Annotated in this window: 8 protein-coding genes; 3 read left to right on the plus strand and 5 right to left on the minus strand. The window is 42.0% G+C overall.

What is annotated here, in order from left to right; genetic code table 11:
* Nucleotide 1 precedes the first annotated feature (1 nt).
* The 3 genes from gltB (I3259_RS07260) to gltB (I3259_RS07270) form a co-directional block, all read right to left on the minus strand.
* Nucleotides 2-4,465, minus strand: coding sequence for a glutamate synthase large subunit (gene gltB / locus I3259_RS07260; RefSeq protein WP_238029015.1), 4,464 nt, complete (start codon nt 4,463-4,465; stop codon nt 2-4).
* 385 nt (nt 4,466-4,850) lie between these two features.
* Complete coding sequence (locus I3259_RS07265) at nt 4,851-6,317, minus strand: glutamate synthase subunit beta (protein WP_045083715.1); 1,467 nt, start codon at nt 6,315-6,317, stop codon at nt 4,851-4,853.
* A complete protein-coding gene (gltB, locus tag I3259_RS07270; RefSeq protein WP_238029016.1) occupies nt 6,310-10,857 on the minus strand; it encodes a glutamate synthase large subunit in 4,548 nt (1,515 codons plus the stop codon). Before gltB (I3259_RS07270) ends, I3259_RS07265 begins: the two co-directional genes overlap by 8 nt.
* 650 nt (nt 10,858-11,507) lie before the next feature.
* On the opposite strand from gltB (I3259_RS07270), the gene I3259_RS07275 reads away from it, so the two are divergent.
* A complete protein-coding gene (locus tag I3259_RS07275) occupies nt 11,508-12,446 on the plus strand; it encodes a TIGR01212 family radical SAM protein (protein WP_238029017.1) in 939 nt (312 codons plus the stop codon).
* Between the two features lie 150 nt (nt 12,447-12,596).
* Nucleotides 12,597-14,966, plus strand: coding sequence for an aerobic respiration two-component sensor histidine kinase ArcB (gene arcB, locus I3259_RS07280; RefSeq protein WP_238029018.1), 2,370 nt, complete (start codon nt 12,597-12,599; stop codon nt 14,964-14,966).
* Between the two features lie 72 nt (nt 14,967-15,038).
* Here the strand turns inward: arcB and arcA are convergent, their stop codons facing one another.
* A complete protein-coding gene (gene arcA / locus I3259_RS07285) occupies nt 15,039-15,758 on the minus strand; it encodes a two-component system response regulator ArcA (protein WP_008988472.1) in 720 nt (239 codons plus the stop codon).
* A 714-nt stretch (nt 15,759-16,472) separates the two neighbouring features.
* Here arcA and I3259_RS07290 point away from each other — a divergent pair.
* Nucleotides 16,473-16,985 (plus strand): putative 4-hydroxy-4-methyl-2-oxoglutarate aldolase, encoded by a 513-nt coding sequence (locus I3259_RS07290; RefSeq protein ID WP_238029019.1) that lies wholly within the window; start codon nt 16,473-16,475, stop codon nt 16,983-16,985.
* On the opposite strand, the gene I3259_RS07295 is transcribed toward I3259_RS07290, so the two are convergent.
* Nucleotides 16,982-17,449 (minus strand): hypothetical protein, encoded by a 468-nt coding sequence (locus I3259_RS07295; RefSeq protein ID WP_238029020.1) that lies wholly within the window; start codon nt 17,447-17,449, stop codon nt 16,982-16,984. The genes I3259_RS07290 and I3259_RS07295 overlap by 4 nt on opposite strands.
* Between the last annotated feature and the right edge of the window lie 119 nt (nt 17,450-17,568).

The raw sequence follows: 17,568 nt of genomic DNA on the forward strand, positions 1-17,568 counted from the left end.
CTTATTGCGCCTGAAGACGTAGTTCAGAAGCTGAACGACTTTGGTGACCCAGCAGGGTATTAATGTCTGCTGACTTCGGCTTCGCAAGATAGAATTTCGGGATCCATTGATCAAAGTTCGCCAAAATTTCTTGTGCTCGACTTGAACCTGTTTCTTGTAGGTGACGGTCGATTAAACCACGTAGATGTTCTTGATGGATCTGTAGCTCGTCAAGAGGTAATGTTTCAACTAGCTCTGGGTTTACGCGTCCTGCGAAATCGCCATCTTCGTCAAGAATATAAGCAAAACCGCCTGTCATACCGGCACCAAAGTTAACGCCTGTTTTACCTAAAATAGCAACGATACCGCCGGTCATATATTCACATGCGTTATCACCAGCACCTTCTACAACGGTAATGGTGCCTGAGTTACGCACAGCAAAACGCTCACCCGCTTTACCTGCAGCAAATAACTTACCGCCCGTTGCGCCATACAAACAGGTGTTACCAATGATGGTCGCCTCACTTGATTTAAATGCAGAACCTTGTGGTGGACGAATAGTAATAATACCGCCCGTCATGCCTTTACCGACATAGTCGTTTGCATCACCTGTTAATTTCAGGTTTAGACCACCTGCATTCCACACCCCGAAAGACTGACCCGCAGTACCGGTTAAGTGCAGTGTTACTGGACTTGCAGACATACCTTGGTTGCCATAACGCAGGGCGATTTCACCAGATAAACGTGCGCCAATAGAGCGGTCGGTATTACAGATATCAAAGTAGAAATCACCACCACTACGACTTTCAATCGCAGGTAAGATTTGATCGACTAAAGTCTGGCTTAGCTCTGCGTTATCAAATGGTGTGTTAGGCTCGCTGCAGTATAGTGTTTTACCTTCTTTCGGTGTTGGAGCAACCAAAATTGGGCTTAAATCAAGCTTGGCTTGTTTCGCTGTAAAGCCTTCCAATGTTTCAAGAAGATCGGTACGACCAATCAGATCAGTGAGCTTTTCTACACCTAATTGCGCTAATAGTTCACGTACTTCTTGCCCAACGCCGATGAAGTAATTCATAACTTGTTCAGGCAAGCCTTTAAAGAAATCACGACGTAGTTTTTCATCTTGGGTCGCAACACCTGTCGCACAGTTATTAAGGTGACAAATACGCAGGTATTTACAACCTAGAGCAACCATTGGCGCGGTACCAAAACCGAAGCTTTCCGCACCTAAAATTGCTGCTTTTACAACATCAAGGCCGGTTTTCAAGCCACCATCGACTTGCAGACGGATCTTGTGACGCAAGCCATTACTCACGAGTGCCTGTTGAGTTTCAGCAAGACCAAGCTCCCATGGGCTACCGGCATATTTAACCGATGTTAATGGACTTGCACCTGTACCGCCGTCATAACCTGAAATGGTGATCAAATCAGCATAGGCCTTAGCTACACCCGTTGCGATGGTGCCAACCCCAGGTTCAGATACCAGTTTGACCGATACCATGGCACTTGGGTTAACTTGTTTTAAATCGAAGATCAGCTGAGCTAAATCTTCAATCGAATAAATATCATGGTGAGGCGGTGGTGAGATCAGGGTAACACCCGGTACCGCATAACGCAGTTTCGCGATTTCAGTTGTCACTTTATGGCCGGGTAGTTGACCACCTTCCCCTGGTTTAGCTCCTTGTGCTACTTTGATTTGAATAACATCAGCATTCACAAGGTAGTGTGGAGTTACGCCAAATCGACCTGATGCGACCTGCTTAATGCGTGAGTTACGTTCGTTACCAAAGCGACGAGGATCTTCACCGCCTTCACCTGAGTTTGAACAACCGCCTAAACGGTTCATGGCGATAGCTAACGCTTCGTGCGCTTCGGGGCTTAATGCACCAATCGACATTGCGGCTGAGTCAAAACGCTTATAAAGCTCAGTTGCAGCTTCAACCTGTTCAACCGGAATCGATGTTGTGCCATCTTTTAGCTTAAATAAGTCACGAATAGCAGCCACAGGACGCTCATTCACTTCTTTAGCAAAGGCTAAGTAATCTTGATAGTCGCCTGATTTTACGGCTTTTTGCAGTGTACCGACAACATCAGGGTTATAAGCATGGAATTCACCGCCGTGCACGTATTTCAGTAAACCACCATGTTCAATGGGTTTACGTTTCAACCATGCTTTACGCGATAAGTTAAATAGATCTTGTTGGAAGTCACTAAAGTCAGCGCCTGCAATACGGCTCGAAACACCTTTAAAGCAAAGCTCAACGACTTCATCACTTAAACCGACAGCTTCAAATAGCATTGAGCAGCGGTATGAAGCAATGGTCGAGATCCCCATCTTCGACATGATCTTAAATAGACCTTTATTCATGCCGTTTTGGTAATTACTCATCACTTCACGGTAAGACTTCTTAATTGCTCCTGCATCGATCAACTTACCGAGTGATTCATAAGCAAGGTAAGGGTAGATAGCTGTGGCACCAAAGCCTAGAAGTACTGCAAATTGGTGAGGATCGCGGGCGGTTGCTGTTTCAACCACGATGTTAGTATCACAGCGTAGGTTATTATCAACCAAACGTTTTTGAACCGCACCCACAGCCATTGCTGCTGGAATTGGCAACTTATCTTTATTGATCCCGCGATCTGATAAAACAACCAGCACTGCGCCATCTCTTACGACACGTTCAGCTTCATCGCATAGATCTATTAGTGCTTGCTTGAGATCTTTTTCATTTGGATTGTAGTTAATATCAATAATGCTGTTGGCATAATATTGATCATCTAACTCAAGTAATTGAACAAGATCAGAATACACTAACACTGGCGATCCAAACGCTACACGTTGTGCATGGCTATCGGTTTCACAAAACACGTTAATTTCGCGACCAATACAGGTAGCGAGCGACATGACATGCTTTTCACGTAGTGGATCGATAGGTGGGTTAGTGACCTGTGCAAACATTTGACGGAAGTAATCGGTGATCGGTCGTTCTTTTGAGGATAATACTGCCATTGGCGCATCATCACCCATCGAACCAGTGGCTTCTTGACCATTTTCACCTACAACACGCAGTACCTGATCTAACTCTTCACTGCTGACCCCAAATTGCTTGTGATAAACCGACAGTTCGTCATCAGTGAGCGATCGGCAACCTACTTGCTCATCACCTAATTGTTCAAAGGGAGTTAAGCGTTTAACGTGACTATCCATCCATGCTTTATAAGGATGACGCCCCATTAGTTCGTTATCGATATCGGATGAATGCCAAATTTTGCCAAACTTTGTATCAATAACTAATAATTCACCGGGACCAACACGGCCTTTTTCAGCGACTTCATCTGGGGTGTAATCCCAAATGCCGACTTCAGATGCTAGGGTGATCAATTTATCTTTGGTGATCACATAACGGGCAGGACGAAGACCATTTCGGTCAAGGTTACAAGCAGCATAACGTCCATCAGACATTACGATACCAGCAGGGCCATCCCATGGTTCCATGTGCATCGAGTTAAAATCGTAGAAAGCACGCAGTGCTGGATCCATATCAGGGTGGTTTTGCCAAGCGGGTGGAACAAGCATGCGCATGGCACGGAATAGATCCATACCACCAGATAAAAATAGCTCTAGCATGTTATCAAGGCTAGAGGAATCAGAGCCTGTTTCGTTAACAAATGGCGCTGCTGTTTTTAAATCAGGCAGCAATGGGGAGTTAAATTTATAGCCTCGTGCTCGTGCCCATTGGCGGTTACCGGTGATGGTATTGATTTCACCATTATGGGCTAAATAACGGAAAGGCTGTGCTAACGGCCAGCGCGGCTGAGTATTGGTTGAGAAGCGCTGGTGGAATAGACAAATCGACGACTCTAATCGAATATCACCCAAATCTAAATAGAATTTAGGTAGATCAGAAGGCATGAATAAGCCTTTGTAGACAATCACTTGAGTAGAAAGGCTACAAATGTAGAAGTCACTATCTTCGGTAATACGTTTTTCAATGCGACGACGAGCGATGTAGAGGCGGCGATCAATATCGCGAGGCTTCCAACCTGCAGGGGCATTGATAAAGACTTGCTCAATATTAGGTAGGGATTCTTGAGCAATAGGACCGAGAACGGCAGGGTTTACAGGCACTTCACGCCAACCTACTATCGATAATGTTTCTGTTGCCAACTCTTCATTAATTATGGTTCGAGCTTGCTCGGCGAGTACCGGATCTTGGCTTAAGAAAATTTGTCCTACGGCAAATTCACGGGATAAATTCCAGTTTTTTTCATCAGCAATAATGCGGTAGAAATTATCTGGTTTTTTAATCAATAGGCCACAGCCATCACCTGTTTTACCGTCAGCGGCGATACCGCCACGGTGAGTCATGCGATCTAGTGCGGATATAGCGGTACGAACAAGTTTGTGGCTGGTTTGGCCTTCAATATGGGCAATCAGACCAAAACCACAGTTATCTTTTTCCAGTGATGGGTCATACAGTGACATTGCAACTCTCCCTTGCACCTGTTTGGCATAAACAGGTTTACTGCATCAATATGATAATCATCCTGATCATCAGTATGCTTCCTGCGATTCATCAAAGTACCCATAATTTACAAAAAGGTCAAATAGACATAACAACTAGCGCTAAATATTATGATGTACATTAAAATAGTAATAACATCTTAAACTTCAATTAAATATAGTGAATGGCAAGTGTTTATCCTGATTGGAAGGGCGTGATTAAAGTCTTAATATTAATAATTAAGTATAGGTTTTCAGGGAAGTATGGGGAAATGTTGAGGCTAACATTGAATATTGAGAGTTATAACAGTAAAAAAGCCAGCTCATTTGAGCTGGCTTTATATTAAAGATTAACTTTACGTAGAAGTTAAGAAAGCATTAATGAATCAGCTTTTGCTTCAAGGTTTGTATTACCCATAAGGTAAGCATCAACTGCACGAGCCGACTCTCGACCTTCGTTAATACAACGTACAACCAATGATTGACCTGTACGCATATCACCAGCGGCAAATACACCGGCTTGGTTAGTCGCGAAATCTTCAGTTGCAACATTACCACGCTCATCTAATGCGATATCAAGTTGAGCGAGAACACCTGTTGGTTCTGGGTGTAAGAAGCCCATAGCTAAGAAAGCAAGATCACAGGCAATCACACGCTCTGAACCTTCAACTTCATCAAATCCTGGGCGCTCGCCTGGTTTTGCTTCTTGCCAAACGATATCAGCAATACGTAAGCCTTTCACATTACCGTTATCATCAGAGATAAACTCTTTGGTTAAGATGTTCCAGTAACGATCACAACCTTCTTCATGTGAAGTTGATGTTTTCATGATCATTGGGTATGACGGCCATGGCTGATTAGCTGGACGCTTTTCAGGTGGAACAGGCATGATCTCAACTTGAGTAATACTTGCTGCACCGTGACGATTTGATGTACCTACACAGTCAGAACCTGTATCACCGCCACCAATAACCACAACATGTTTACCTTTGGCATGGATTTCTTCGGTTTTTAAATCCATATCGTTGGCACGACGGTTATTTTGCGCAAGAAATTCCATCGCAAAGTGTACGCCATTTAGTTCACGACCAGGGATTGGCAGGTTACGAGGAACGGTTGAGCCGCCTGTAAGTAATACGACATCAAAGTCTTGACGTAATTGCTTAGCATTGATATCTACACCAATATGCGCGTTAACTTCAAATTTAACGCCAGCTTCAGCCATTAGGTTGATCTTGCGATCAATGATATCCATACCTAGCTTAAAGTCAGGAATACCAAAACGAAGAAGGCCACCGACTTTTTCATCACGCTCAAACACTGTCACAGTGTGACCTGCGCTGTTTAGCTGCTCTGCGGCAGATAAGCCAGCAGGGCCTGAACCGATAATTGCAATGGTTTTACCTGTTCGAGAACGTGGTGTTTTAGGCTTGGCATAACCTTCACGGTAAGCTGTTTCAACAATTGTTTTCTCGATATTACAAATCGTGATGGGATCTTGGTTGATACCTAATACACAGCCACTTTCACAAGGGGCAGGACACACACGACCAGTAAATTCTGGGAAGTTATTCGTTGAACTTAGGATGTTCCACGCTTCTTCCCAGCTATCGCGGTAAACCGCATCATTAAATTCAGGAATAATATTCCCAATTGGACAAGAGTTATGGCAGAACGGTACACCACAATCCATGCAGCGTGATGACTGTTCATTGATCTTGTCACCAAATTCATCGTTTAAAACGAATTCTTTGTTATCTTGAATACGAACACTCGGATCCAATTTTTTTGGCAATTCACGGCCAAATTCTAAAAATCCAGTTGGCTTACCCATTGATTGCCTCCAACGCTTCCTTGTCTTGAGCTTCAGCTTTACGCTTTAGTAATACGGCTTTGTAATCCCTTGGCATAACTTTCACCATCTTCTTCAAGTTATCTTCGAAGTTAGATAGGAAAAGCTCTGCAACCGTACTACCTGTTAATGCAACATGTTTAGTTAGCATGTTCAGTAGCAGTGCTTGATCTTCTTTTTCGATTGGATCTAAATCGACTAACTCAGGGTTTAATTTGGTTTCAAAGTCATCGAACTGATCCCAAACATAAGCAACACCACCACTCATACCAGCAGCAAAGTTACGACCTGTTTGACCAAGGATAACGGCAACACCACCTGTCATGTACTCACAACCGTGATCACCGACACCTTCAACCACAACTTGTGCGCCTGAGTTACGAACACAGAAACGCTCGCCAGCAAGACCGCGAATGTAAGATTCACCTGATGTTGCGCCGTAGAAACAAACGTTACCCACAACGATGTTATCTTCAGCAACGATGTCAGATTTCGCATCAGGGTAGAGTACTAGCGTACCGCCTGATAGACCTTTACCCCAGTAATCGTTCGCATCGCCTTCAACTTCAAATTTCACGCCTTTAGCAAGGAATGCCCCGAAGCTTTGACCTGCTGAACCAAAGAACTTCACGTTCATCGGCTGTGGTAAGCCGCTGTCTTTGTATACTTTCGAAATTTCATTCGACAGCATAGTACCTGCACTTCGATCGGTATTGATGATAGGCAATTCAGCGTTGACTGCTTTACCTTCTGTCAGTGCTGGCTGTGCAAGTTCAATCAATTGACGGTCTAGTACGTTATCCAAACCATGATCTTGAGGACGCTGGTTGTAAATACCATCTTCAGCACGTGGCTTTTCAACGTAAAGTACAGGGCTAAGATCGAGATTCTTGTATTTCCAGTGACTGACATTATCACGGACTTTCAGCTTGTGAGATTGTCCTACCATTTCTTCAATAGTGCGGAAGCCAAGCTCTGCCATTACTTCACGTAAACCTTCTGCCATGTATTGGAAGAAAGTCACAACGTCTTCTACACGGCCATCAAAGCGCTCACGTAATGTTTTGTTCTGTGTTGCGATACCAACAGGACAAGTATTCTTGTGACACTTACGCATCATGATACAACCTTCAACAACCAGTGCTGCGGTTGCTACGCCCCATTCCTCGGCTCCCAGAAGAGTGGCGATGGCAAGGTCACGTGGTGTTTTCATCTGACCGTCAGATTGAACTACGATACGGTTACGTAAGCCGTTCTTCAGTAGCGTTTGGTGCGTTTCAGCAAGACCTAGTTCCCACGGTAAACCTGTGTGGCGAATCGATGACATTGGTGATGCACCTGTACCGCCATCAAAACCTGCAATAAGAACAACATCGGCTTTGGCTTTAGCAACGCCTGATGCAATCGTACCTACACCTGCTTCTGATACTAGTTTAACGTTGACACGACCCGCACGGTTGGCATTTTTCAAATCGTAGATCAGCTGGGCTAAATCTTCGATTGAGTAAATATCATGGTGAGGTGGCGGAGAAATTAAGCCAACCCCTGGTGTTGAGTGGCGTGTTGCACCAATCCAGTCATCGACTTTATCACCTGGAAGCTGACCACCTTCACCCGGTTTCGCACCTTGAGCCATTTTGATTTGCAGCTCATCAGCGTTAGTTAGGTAATAAGAGGTTACACCAAAACGACCTGATGCCACCTGCTTGATAGCAGAACGTTCCCAATCACCGTTGTCTTTCTTCTCAAAGCGAATTGGATCTTCACCACCTTCACCTGAGTTAGATTTTGCACCGATGCGGTTCATCGCAACAGCCAGTGTTGAGTGTGCTTCGTAAGAAATCGAACCAAAGCTCATTGCACCTGTCGCAAAACGCTTAAGGATATTCTCGATTGGTTCTACTTCTTCTAGTGGAATAGAGCCTGCAGGATTTTTGATGAAATCAAGTTGGCTACGAAGTGTTGCAGCGTTATCACCTTGATCATCAACAGCTTTCGCATATTGCTTAAATTGCGCGTAATCTTTTTCACGGGTTGATTGTTGCAGCAGTGAAATGGTTTCAGGGTTAAACAAGTGTTTCTCACCACGTTGCTTCCACTGATATACACCACCTACATCAAGAACTTGTACTGGGATTTCACGAGTAGGGTAACCAACACGATGACGGACTAAGACTTCTTGCGCGATATCATCAATCGTTAGACCTTGAATACGCGTTACAGTGCCGGTGAAGTACTTATCAACCACAGATTTACTGATACCAAGAGCTTCAAAAATTTGTGCGCCGTGGTATGACTGTAGCGTTGAAATCCCCATCTTAGAGAAGATTTTCAGCAGACCACCGTTAACCCCTTTACGGTAGTTATCAAATAAAGTGTCTGTCGGTAATTCAGGATCCAGTTTACGCTTGCGTTGTAAATCAACCAGTGTTTCAGTGACTAGATATGGGTTAACTGCGTTAGCACCGTAACCAACTAGGGTTGCAAAATGGTGTGTTTCACGTGCATCACCGGTTTCAACTACGATGTCACACTTCGCACGAAGACCTTTGCGGATCAGGTGGTGGTGAACCGCACCAACAGCCAGCATTGCAGGAATAGCGGCATGGTTAGAGTTAACCGCACGGTCAGTTAGAATAATGATTGAATAACCATCAATGACTGCATCTTCTGAATACTGACAAATACGTTTCAGTGCACGCTCTAGCTTGCCTGGTTCGCCACTTGCACTAAATACGATATCCAATGTTTTCGACTGTAGATGTTCATTATCAATCGCACGGATTTTCTCAAGTTCAGCATTAGAAAGAACAGGAGATTCAAGTTCAACTTTTTGGCAATGCGCAGGTGTCTCAGCCAGCAGGTTTTGATCTTTACCGAGGTAAGTATTCAATGACATTACCATACGCTCACGAATTGGATCGATTGGCGGGTTAGTCACCTGTGCAAATAGCTGTTTAAAGTAGTTTGATAAGTGCTGGGATTGATGAGAAAGCACGGCTAGCGGCCAGTCTGCACCCATTGCACTTAGTGGCTCATAAGCTGTTTTCGCTAAGGGAACGATAATGTCGTTCACTTCTTCTGAGCTCACACCAAACGCTTGTTGATGATGTAATAAACGCTCAGGTGTTGGCTGATGATGCATATTATCAGCTTCAGGTAGCGTTTTTAGGCTTAATAGATTGTCTTTAACCCATTGCTCATACGGTTGTGCTGTCGCAATGCTGTCTTTTACTTCTTCATCAGAAATAATACGACCTTGCTCTAGATCAGCAACGAAGATACGACCCGGTTGCAGACGACCACGGAATTGGACATTCTCAGGCTCAATTTCAACCACGCCTGATTCAGATGCCATGACAAGGAAATCATCTTTAGTCACGGTATAACGTGATGGACGTAGACCGTTACGGTCAAGCGTTGCACCTACTTGAACACCATCGGTGAAACAAACAGAGGCTGGGCCATCCCATGGTTCCATGATATTGGCGTGGTACTGATAGAAAGCACGACGCTTAGGATCCATGTTTTTGTTTTCTTGCCACGCTTCAGGGATAAGCATCATTAATGCATGTGGCAAACTACGACCAGAAAGCACTAGCAGCTCTAGTGCCATATCGAAGTTAGATGAATCTGAGCTACCTTCCTGACAAATCGGTAGTAGCATATCGATTTCTTGCTGACTAAATAAATCAGACTCAAGGATCGCTTCACGGGCTTTCATCCAGTTCAAGTTACCACGAACGGTATTGATTTCACCGTTGTGAGCAATGTAACGGAAAGGCTGTGCTAAGCGCCAACGTGGGAATGTATTGGTTGAGAAACGAGAGTGAACCAATGCAAGTGCGGTCACCATCGTTGGATTTTGTAGATCAAGGAAGTACTGAGGTACTTGCTCTGTGGTTAACTGGCCTTTGTAAACCAAAGTTTTGTATGACAGAGAGTTGATGTAGAAGTCATCGCCAATATTCGAGACGCTTTCCAGACAAACACGTACAGTATAGTTACGTAATACATAAAGTTTACGTTCTAATACGGCTGGATCTAAGTTTGCGCCGCCAGTGATGAAGACATGCTCAAATTGTGGTTCTGTGCTTAATGGATCTTCACCGATCATTGAGTTATCAACTGGAAGCACACGGTAGCCGATCACTTCAAGATCAAGGCGTTTAGCGTTACGTTCTAAGATCTCACGACATTGCTGACGTTTATGCTCATCTTTTGGAAATAGCACCACACCGACGCCATATTTATCGAAGGCGGGTAATTTAATACCGAGTGTCAGTGCTTCTTCTAATAAGAATTCGTGGGGCTTTTGCAGCAAAATGCCTGCACCATCACCACTGCATGGATCACAACCTTGACCGCCACGGTGCTCCATACGCGCTAGCATATCGAGAGCCTGAGTAACAATCTGGTGAGACTTACGGTTTTTTAGGTGGGCGACAAAGCCGATACCACAGGCATCGTGCTCCATTTCAGGTACATAAAGTCCCTGATCGTTCAGCTCTTGATCTGTCATAGATACATCCTTCCAGTTGCATCAAGCCATATTCCTAAGGCTTGGTTATCCCTAATTTATTGTCACAATCATGCGGTATTGAAATGAACTATCCTGTTCTACCCTGCATGATTGAGTGTTTGCACAAGGATGAAATCGTCCTTTATTGGCAAACTTAATTTTGCTGTTTTCGCTTTGCTATGAACGAATACACTGTATTTCTTGAGAAAGGGCGACACAAATCACTTTAAAGTAGGGTGATGGCGTCGCTTTTATTGTTCAGAAATTGCACACAAGTGTAACTATCCTACAATTTTGATACATTAATTACCAATAAAAATTAACACTTAGCTATCATAATATTGCTATTTTGTTGCATTGTTAAACATAAAAAAGCCTAGTTAACGATGATAATTATTCGCAGTTGCGTTTAAATGCAAAAAACATTTTGTTGAGTGGATATTCATAAGAAGACAATATCGTGTTGTAAGAGAAGCATTTTTGTATTTTATTTACGATTAAGTGTCTTTTTTGTTGATGAAAGGAAAGGACTTTGTTTGTTTTAGCACAAATTTATTACTTGTAATTGATGTTATCTTGCGGCTCTTTTTTAATATTGCTCGCTATTCATCGCGGTGTTTACGGCTATTTATTTGCAATCAGGTAACGCAATGCAACTGCACGAACTCGTCAATACATTTGGTCAAGACTTACAACGTCGTTATGGAGAAAAAGTCCATAAGTTAACTCTGCATGGTGGTTTTAGTTGCCCTAATCGCGATGGAACGATCGGTCGGGGCGGTTGTACTTTTTGTAATGTTGCCTCTTTTGCGGATGAAAATAGCCAGTTTTTGCCTATTCAACAGCAATTAGCAGAGCGCGCTGGTGAAATTCATCGTGCAAAACGTTATTTAGCCTATTTTCAGGCTTACACCAGTACTTATGCTGAAGTGCAAACGTTGAAGAAAATGTATGAAGAAGCATTAAGAGCTGCTGATATTGTAGGTTTATGTGTGGGGACTCGCCCTGACTGCGTGCCTGATGCCGTATTGGAGTTATTATCTTCTTATGTACAACAAGGCTATGAAATCTGGCTAGAGCTTGGGCTGCAGACTGCGAATGACAAGACATTAAAACGGATTAACCGAGGCCATGACTTTGCCTGTTATACAGCGATCACTCAACGTGCGCGAGCATTAGGGATCAAGGTTTGCGCTCATTTAATTGTGGGTTTACCGGGTGATACCAAAGTAGATAATATCGATACCTTAAATAAAGTCGTCGCGGTAGGAGTTGATGGTATTAAACTTCACCCTCTACATATTGTTGAAGGCAGTAAAATGGGACAAGCATTTAAAGCGGAACGTTTAGATCCTATTAGTCTTGAAGCATACACCGACATTGCGAGTGAAATGATTCGATTAACCCCTGCAAATGTGATTTATCATCGCGTTTCAGCAGCAGCACGCAGGCCAACGTTACTGGCACCGATGTGGTGTGAAAATCGCTGGTTAGCAATGACGGAAATTGGGCGTAATTTAGATAGTTACGGTGGGCAAGGAACCCTAATTAATGATGCTTTTGTGTATCAACAACCACAATTAAAATAGAATAGAAAACAAAGCCTACGTGATGTGGGCTTTTTTGTATATAAAGGTTACAGTTTCAGCCTTTTATTTTTGCGCAATTGATATCAGCGCTTATGATTAACAGGCTTACTTGTCGCGTTGACGGCATCTTTCTTCTTTTGGTATTCAGTGATGAAACAAGTCAAAATATTAGCTCAATTTTATGTCGATCTTATGGTTAAGTTAGGGATCGTTCGTTTTAGCCTACTTCTTGCGTTAGCCTTAGTTGCACTAGCCGTTGTTGTTCAGGTTGGCGTAACTTTAGTGTTACATGGCACCGTGAATGATATTGATATTGTGCGATCAGTGACATTTGGTTTATTGATTACGCCTTGGGCGGTTTATTTTCTATCTGTTGTGGTTGATCAGTTAGAAGATTCACGTCAACGCTTATCTAAGTTAGTGACAAAACTAGAAGAGATGCGTTCGCGAGATATGGAGTTAAACAAACAACTTCAAGACAATATTGCGCAACTAAATTTGGAGATAGAAGAAAGAGAAAAAGCGGAAGAAGCCCGTGAAGAAGCGATGCAAGATCTCGAAAATGAGGTGTATCAGCGTGAAAATGCTCAAGTGGCAGTGGCTGAACAAAGTGCGTTATTAAAGTCTTTTTTAGATGCTTCTCCTGATTTGATTTACTACCGTAATGAAAAAAATCAATTTTCAGGCTGCAATCGTGCAATGTCGGAGTTAGTGGGTAAAACAGAAAAAGAGCTGGTGGGGTTAACTCCGTGGGATGTTTATCCTGAAGACGTTGCTAAACGAATCATTAAAACAGATGAAGAGCTGTTTAATGAAAATAATGCGATGACTGATGAGCAATGGTTGGTGTACCCAAACGGAAAGCGTGCATTATTTGAACTACGTAAAGTGCCATTTTATAACCGTAACGGACGTCGTTTGGGATTGATGGGATTTGGACGTGATATTACTGAACGAAAAAAATATGAAGATGCGTTAGAAAAAGCCAGTAGCGATAAAACCTCATTTATCTCAACTATTAGTCATGAGTTACGCACCCCACTTAATGGTATTGTTGGTTTAAGTCGAATGTTACTTGAAACCGATTTAACGGATGAACAACGTGGTTATTTACGTACTGTACATGTTAGTGCGATCACTTTAGGTAACATTTTCAACGATATTATTGACTTAGATAAATCAGATCGTCGACGCTTAGAATTAATGCCTAAGCCATTAGATTTCCATGAATTTATCGATGAAATGAGTAATATTTCACAATTGATGGCTGAACAAAAAGGCTTACGCTTTGATTTGGAATGCTTATCCGATCTACCAAATAATATTGAAGTGGATAGTACGCGTTTGCGACAAGTGCTGTGGAATTTAATTGGTAACGCGACCAAGTTTACTAAACAAGGTGGCGTGATTTTATCAGTTAGCAGCGAAATTCATGAGCACGATGCTGATATTATCTTTGAAGTTGAAGATAGCGGTGTTGGTATTCCTAAGTCTGAAATCGATAATATCTTTGCCATGTATTATCAAGTTAAGCAAGGTGATGACAATATTCATGCGGTAGGCACTGGTATTGGTCTTGCTGTCTCTCGTCAACTTGTTCAACTTATGGGGGGAGATATTACCGTTGATTCTGAGGTTGGTGCAGGTAGTACCTTTACTGTGAAGATCCGCGTACCGCTGGTTGAGGGTGTGATTGAAGAAGAAATCGTGACAGAAGTAAAACCAGAGCTTACCGGACTCAGTATCTTTATGGTTGAAGATATTGAGTTAAATATTACGGTTGCTAAATCTTTGCTTGAAAGTTTAGGTCATGAAGTCACGGTGGCAATGCGAGGTGATGAAGCCTTAGCGATGTTTAAACCAGAAGATTATGATTTGGTCTTATTAGATATTCAGTTACCCGATATGACAGGCTTTGATATTGCGCAGAAACTACGAGAAAAATACCAAGATCTTCCAGCGCTAGTGGCGCTAACAGCAAATGTGATTAGTGATAAAACCGAGTACATCGATAAAGGTATGGATGAAGCACTGAGTAAACCATTGAGCGTGAAAGCTATCACCAGTGTGATTGAAAATTTAGTATTAAGTTGTAGCTATGAAGAAGATGAAGTTGCAGCTCAGGTTGAAACTGAAACAAACGTTTCTAAGCCGAGTGATACCATGGTTGATAAATTGCTTGATTTAGAAATGTTGACATCGTATGTCGATATCGTCGGCACTAAACCTGTTTATGCAAGCATCGAAATGTTTGAAAAAATGATGCCAGATTATATTGCTATTTTAGATTCAAATATGGTGGCAAAAGATCAAGATGGGATTAAGTTTGAAGCACATAAGATTAAAGGAGCAGCTGGCTCTATCGGCTTAAAGCACATTCAGCAAGTTGCACAAAAAGCACAGTCTCCTGAACTTCCTGCTTGGTGGGAGAATATCAATGACTGGGTTGATGAAATTAAAAATGGTTATCAAAACGATATTGATGTGCTGAAAACATGGTTAAAGCAGTACGAGAAATAGAGTGGTGGTATTACATTAAATATAAAAAAGGCTCCTTAGGAGCCTTTTTTATTATGGTCTGAACTTAACGAATTACTCTTCGCCAAGATCACCACAGAAACGGTAACCTTCACCGTGAATTGTTGCAATGATCTCTGGCGTATCAGCAACAGATTCGAAGTGTTTACGGATACGACGAATAGTTACATCAACTGTACGATCATGTGGCTTAAGCTCACGCCCCGTCATCTTCTTAAGAAGATCTGCACGAGTTTGGATCTTGCCTGGGTTTTCACAGAAGTGAAGTAATGCGCGGAATTCAGAACGTGGAAGCTTGAATTGATCACCGCTTGGGCTTACTAGTGAACGACTGTTGATTTCAAGAGACCAGCCGTTGAACTCGTAACGCTCAACCAATTTCTTATCTTCAGTAGGAAGACCTTGGTTCATAGCACGAGTCAGTAAGTTACGTGCACGAATAGTTAATTCACGAGGGTTGAAAGGTTTTGTGATGTAATCATCAGCACCAATTTCAAGACCAAGGATCTTATCTACTTCGTTGTCACGACCTGTTAAGAACATTAGCGCCATATCGCCTTGTTCACGAAGCTCACGAGCAAGTAGAAGACCGTTTTTACCTGGTAGATTAATATCCATGATCACAAGGTGAACAGGGTTCTCTGAAAGCATTTGGTGCATTTCTGCGCCATCATTCGCTTCAAAAACTGTGTAACCTTCCGCTTCAAAAATACTTTTTAGGGTGTTACGTGTTACGTGCTCGTCTTCTACGATAAGAATGTGAGGGGTTTGCATTGGCAGTACCTAATATCAAAAACCAAATCTGCGATGAACAGAGTAAGTTAAATTCTATAAAAAAAATTCACATATAGGCAAAGTATTAACAATAATACTTATTTGTTACGAAATCGCTGCCTATGTTGGTACACCGTCCTTTTCCCGATAGTTAAAACTATCGAAATACCTCATAAACTGAGGTGTTGGCTACACTCTCCCTAATTGATGCAGCGATTGTATTCACTTAACAGCTCTCTAACAATGTTGTGTGTTTGTTTAGTATAGCTATTTATATGTTTGTTGATTTATATCAAACAGAATGAGAAAGATAGATTATTCACTCTTATTTTTAACAATATAGACAAAACTCAAGTCTGTAGATTAATCTCACGTTAAATGTTCATGAAAAATATACCGATTGTGTGTTTTTCAAGCTATAACTTACAGTATCGACAACATGTTATTTACGTTATGTTTTTAATTGTAACATTGACGTCGTTGTGTTGCATGTTTTATGTGTGATGAATTTAAACCCGATTTTTTATTAGATTGGCGCTAAAAGTCGTTAAAGCCTCGTCTTCATAACTATTTTGTTTATAACGAAGTCTTTATTTCGAGTGGTACTGTTTTTCTGCAGCTAACCATTAATGGGTAGATAGCATTGTTAATCAGCTTTTTAATGTTAGACAAAGTAAATATTGATGACGTTAACTGATATCAAGGAGAGTGATAATGAAAGATTTATTGCCTGATTTATGCGATCACTATGAACAAGATATCCATTTTTTGGCAATGGCTTGTCAGGATTATGGTGGAAAAAATATCTTTTACGGACAGTGTGTCACGCTCCGATGTTTTGAAGATAATAGTTTAGTACGCGACATATTATCTCAAGACGGCACAGGTAAAGTGTTATTTATTGATGGTCATGGTAGTTGTCGACGTGCGTTACTTGGTGATCAATTAGCCTTGTTGGCGATTAAGAATAATTGGCAAGGGATAATTGTTAATGGTGCGGTTCGTGATATAGCAACATTAGCGACATTAAATTTAGGTGTTAAAGCATTAGGAGGGTGCCCTATTAAGACCGTCAAGCGTCAAATGGGAGAGCTTGATGTGACATTAAATATCAGTGAAAAGTTGGTGTATCCTGGTGATTATATTTATGCCGATTTAAACGGAATCATTCTCTCTAAACACGCATTAGATTTATCTGTATTAGATTCGTTAGGGAGAGGCGTTTAGAAGCTAAACCCTAATCCAAATTCTATGACTTGTTCGAGCTCTTCATAATCAACAGTCGCTCTAAGGTTTAGTTGGTCTGATACATCATATTGACTACTGACCTCTATTCCTAATTTTGTTTTCTCTTGAGTTGTGGCTGTATTTATTTCACTTTGTAGGCTGACTTTCGGCGTGAGATTGTATTTAACACCTGATGCAATTCCTCTCGAACCTCGCTTGACTGCTGTACCTGATGTTAATTGAGTACTTAAATAAAGTTGAGTGTTTTTGGTTATGGTATATGCGTAGCCGCTGTCAATTTGCCAAACATCAAATGCCTGTTGATGACGAGATTGTGATGATAGAAACCATCCTGAAGATTGTTCTTTATTGTCACTATAAGTAAGTTCTAAGTCATCGAATTCAGAAGCAAATACAGGCTGAATCCCTAATAATAAAATCATCCCTAATAACAATTTTGCCATACCATTATCTCTAATTATTATTTTATGCTACTAACTTTAGGGCATTGGTAGATAAAATGGCATTTCAGATTTGAGAAATAGACATCCGGTTTCACATTGTATGATCCAATGCGCTTAAT

The sequence above is a fragment of the Photobacterium sp. Ph5 genome, assembly GCF_022129445.1.
Lineage (GTDB): Bacteria > Pseudomonadota > Gammaproteobacteria > Enterobacterales > Vibrionaceae > Photobacterium.

What these genes read in the sequence shown, in the direction of transcription:
- gltB (WP_238029015.1), bottom strand. Translation starts at nt 4,465, where the DNA reads ATGTCACTGTATGACCCATCACTGGAAAAAGATAACTGTGGTTTTGGT.
- I3259_RS07265 (WP_045083715.1), bottom strand. Translation starts at nt 6,317, where the DNA reads ATGGGTAAGCCAACTGGATTTTTAGAATTTGGCCGTGAATTGCCAAAA.
- gltB (WP_238029016.1), bottom strand. Translation starts at nt 10,857, where the DNA reads ATGACAGATCAAGAGCTGAACGATCAGGGACTTTATGTACCTGAAATG.
- I3259_RS07275 (WP_238029017.1), top strand. Translation starts at nt 11,508, where the DNA reads ATGCAACTGCACGAACTCGTCAATACATTTGGTCAAGACTTACAACGT.
- arcB (WP_238029018.1), top strand. Translation starts at nt 12,597, where the DNA reads ATGAAACAAGTCAAAATATTAGCTCAATTTTATGTCGATCTTATGGTT.
- arcA (WP_008988472.1), bottom strand. Translation starts at nt 15,758, where the DNA reads ATGCAAACCCCTCACATTCTTATCGTAGAAGACGAGCACGTAACACGT.
- I3259_RS07290 (WP_238029019.1), top strand. Translation starts at nt 16,473, where the DNA reads ATGAAAGATTTATTGCCTGATTTATGCGATCACTATGAACAAGATATC.
- I3259_RS07295 (WP_238029020.1), bottom strand. Translation starts at nt 17,449, where the DNA reads ATGGCAAAATTGTTATTAGGGATGATTTTATTATTAGGGATTCAGCCT.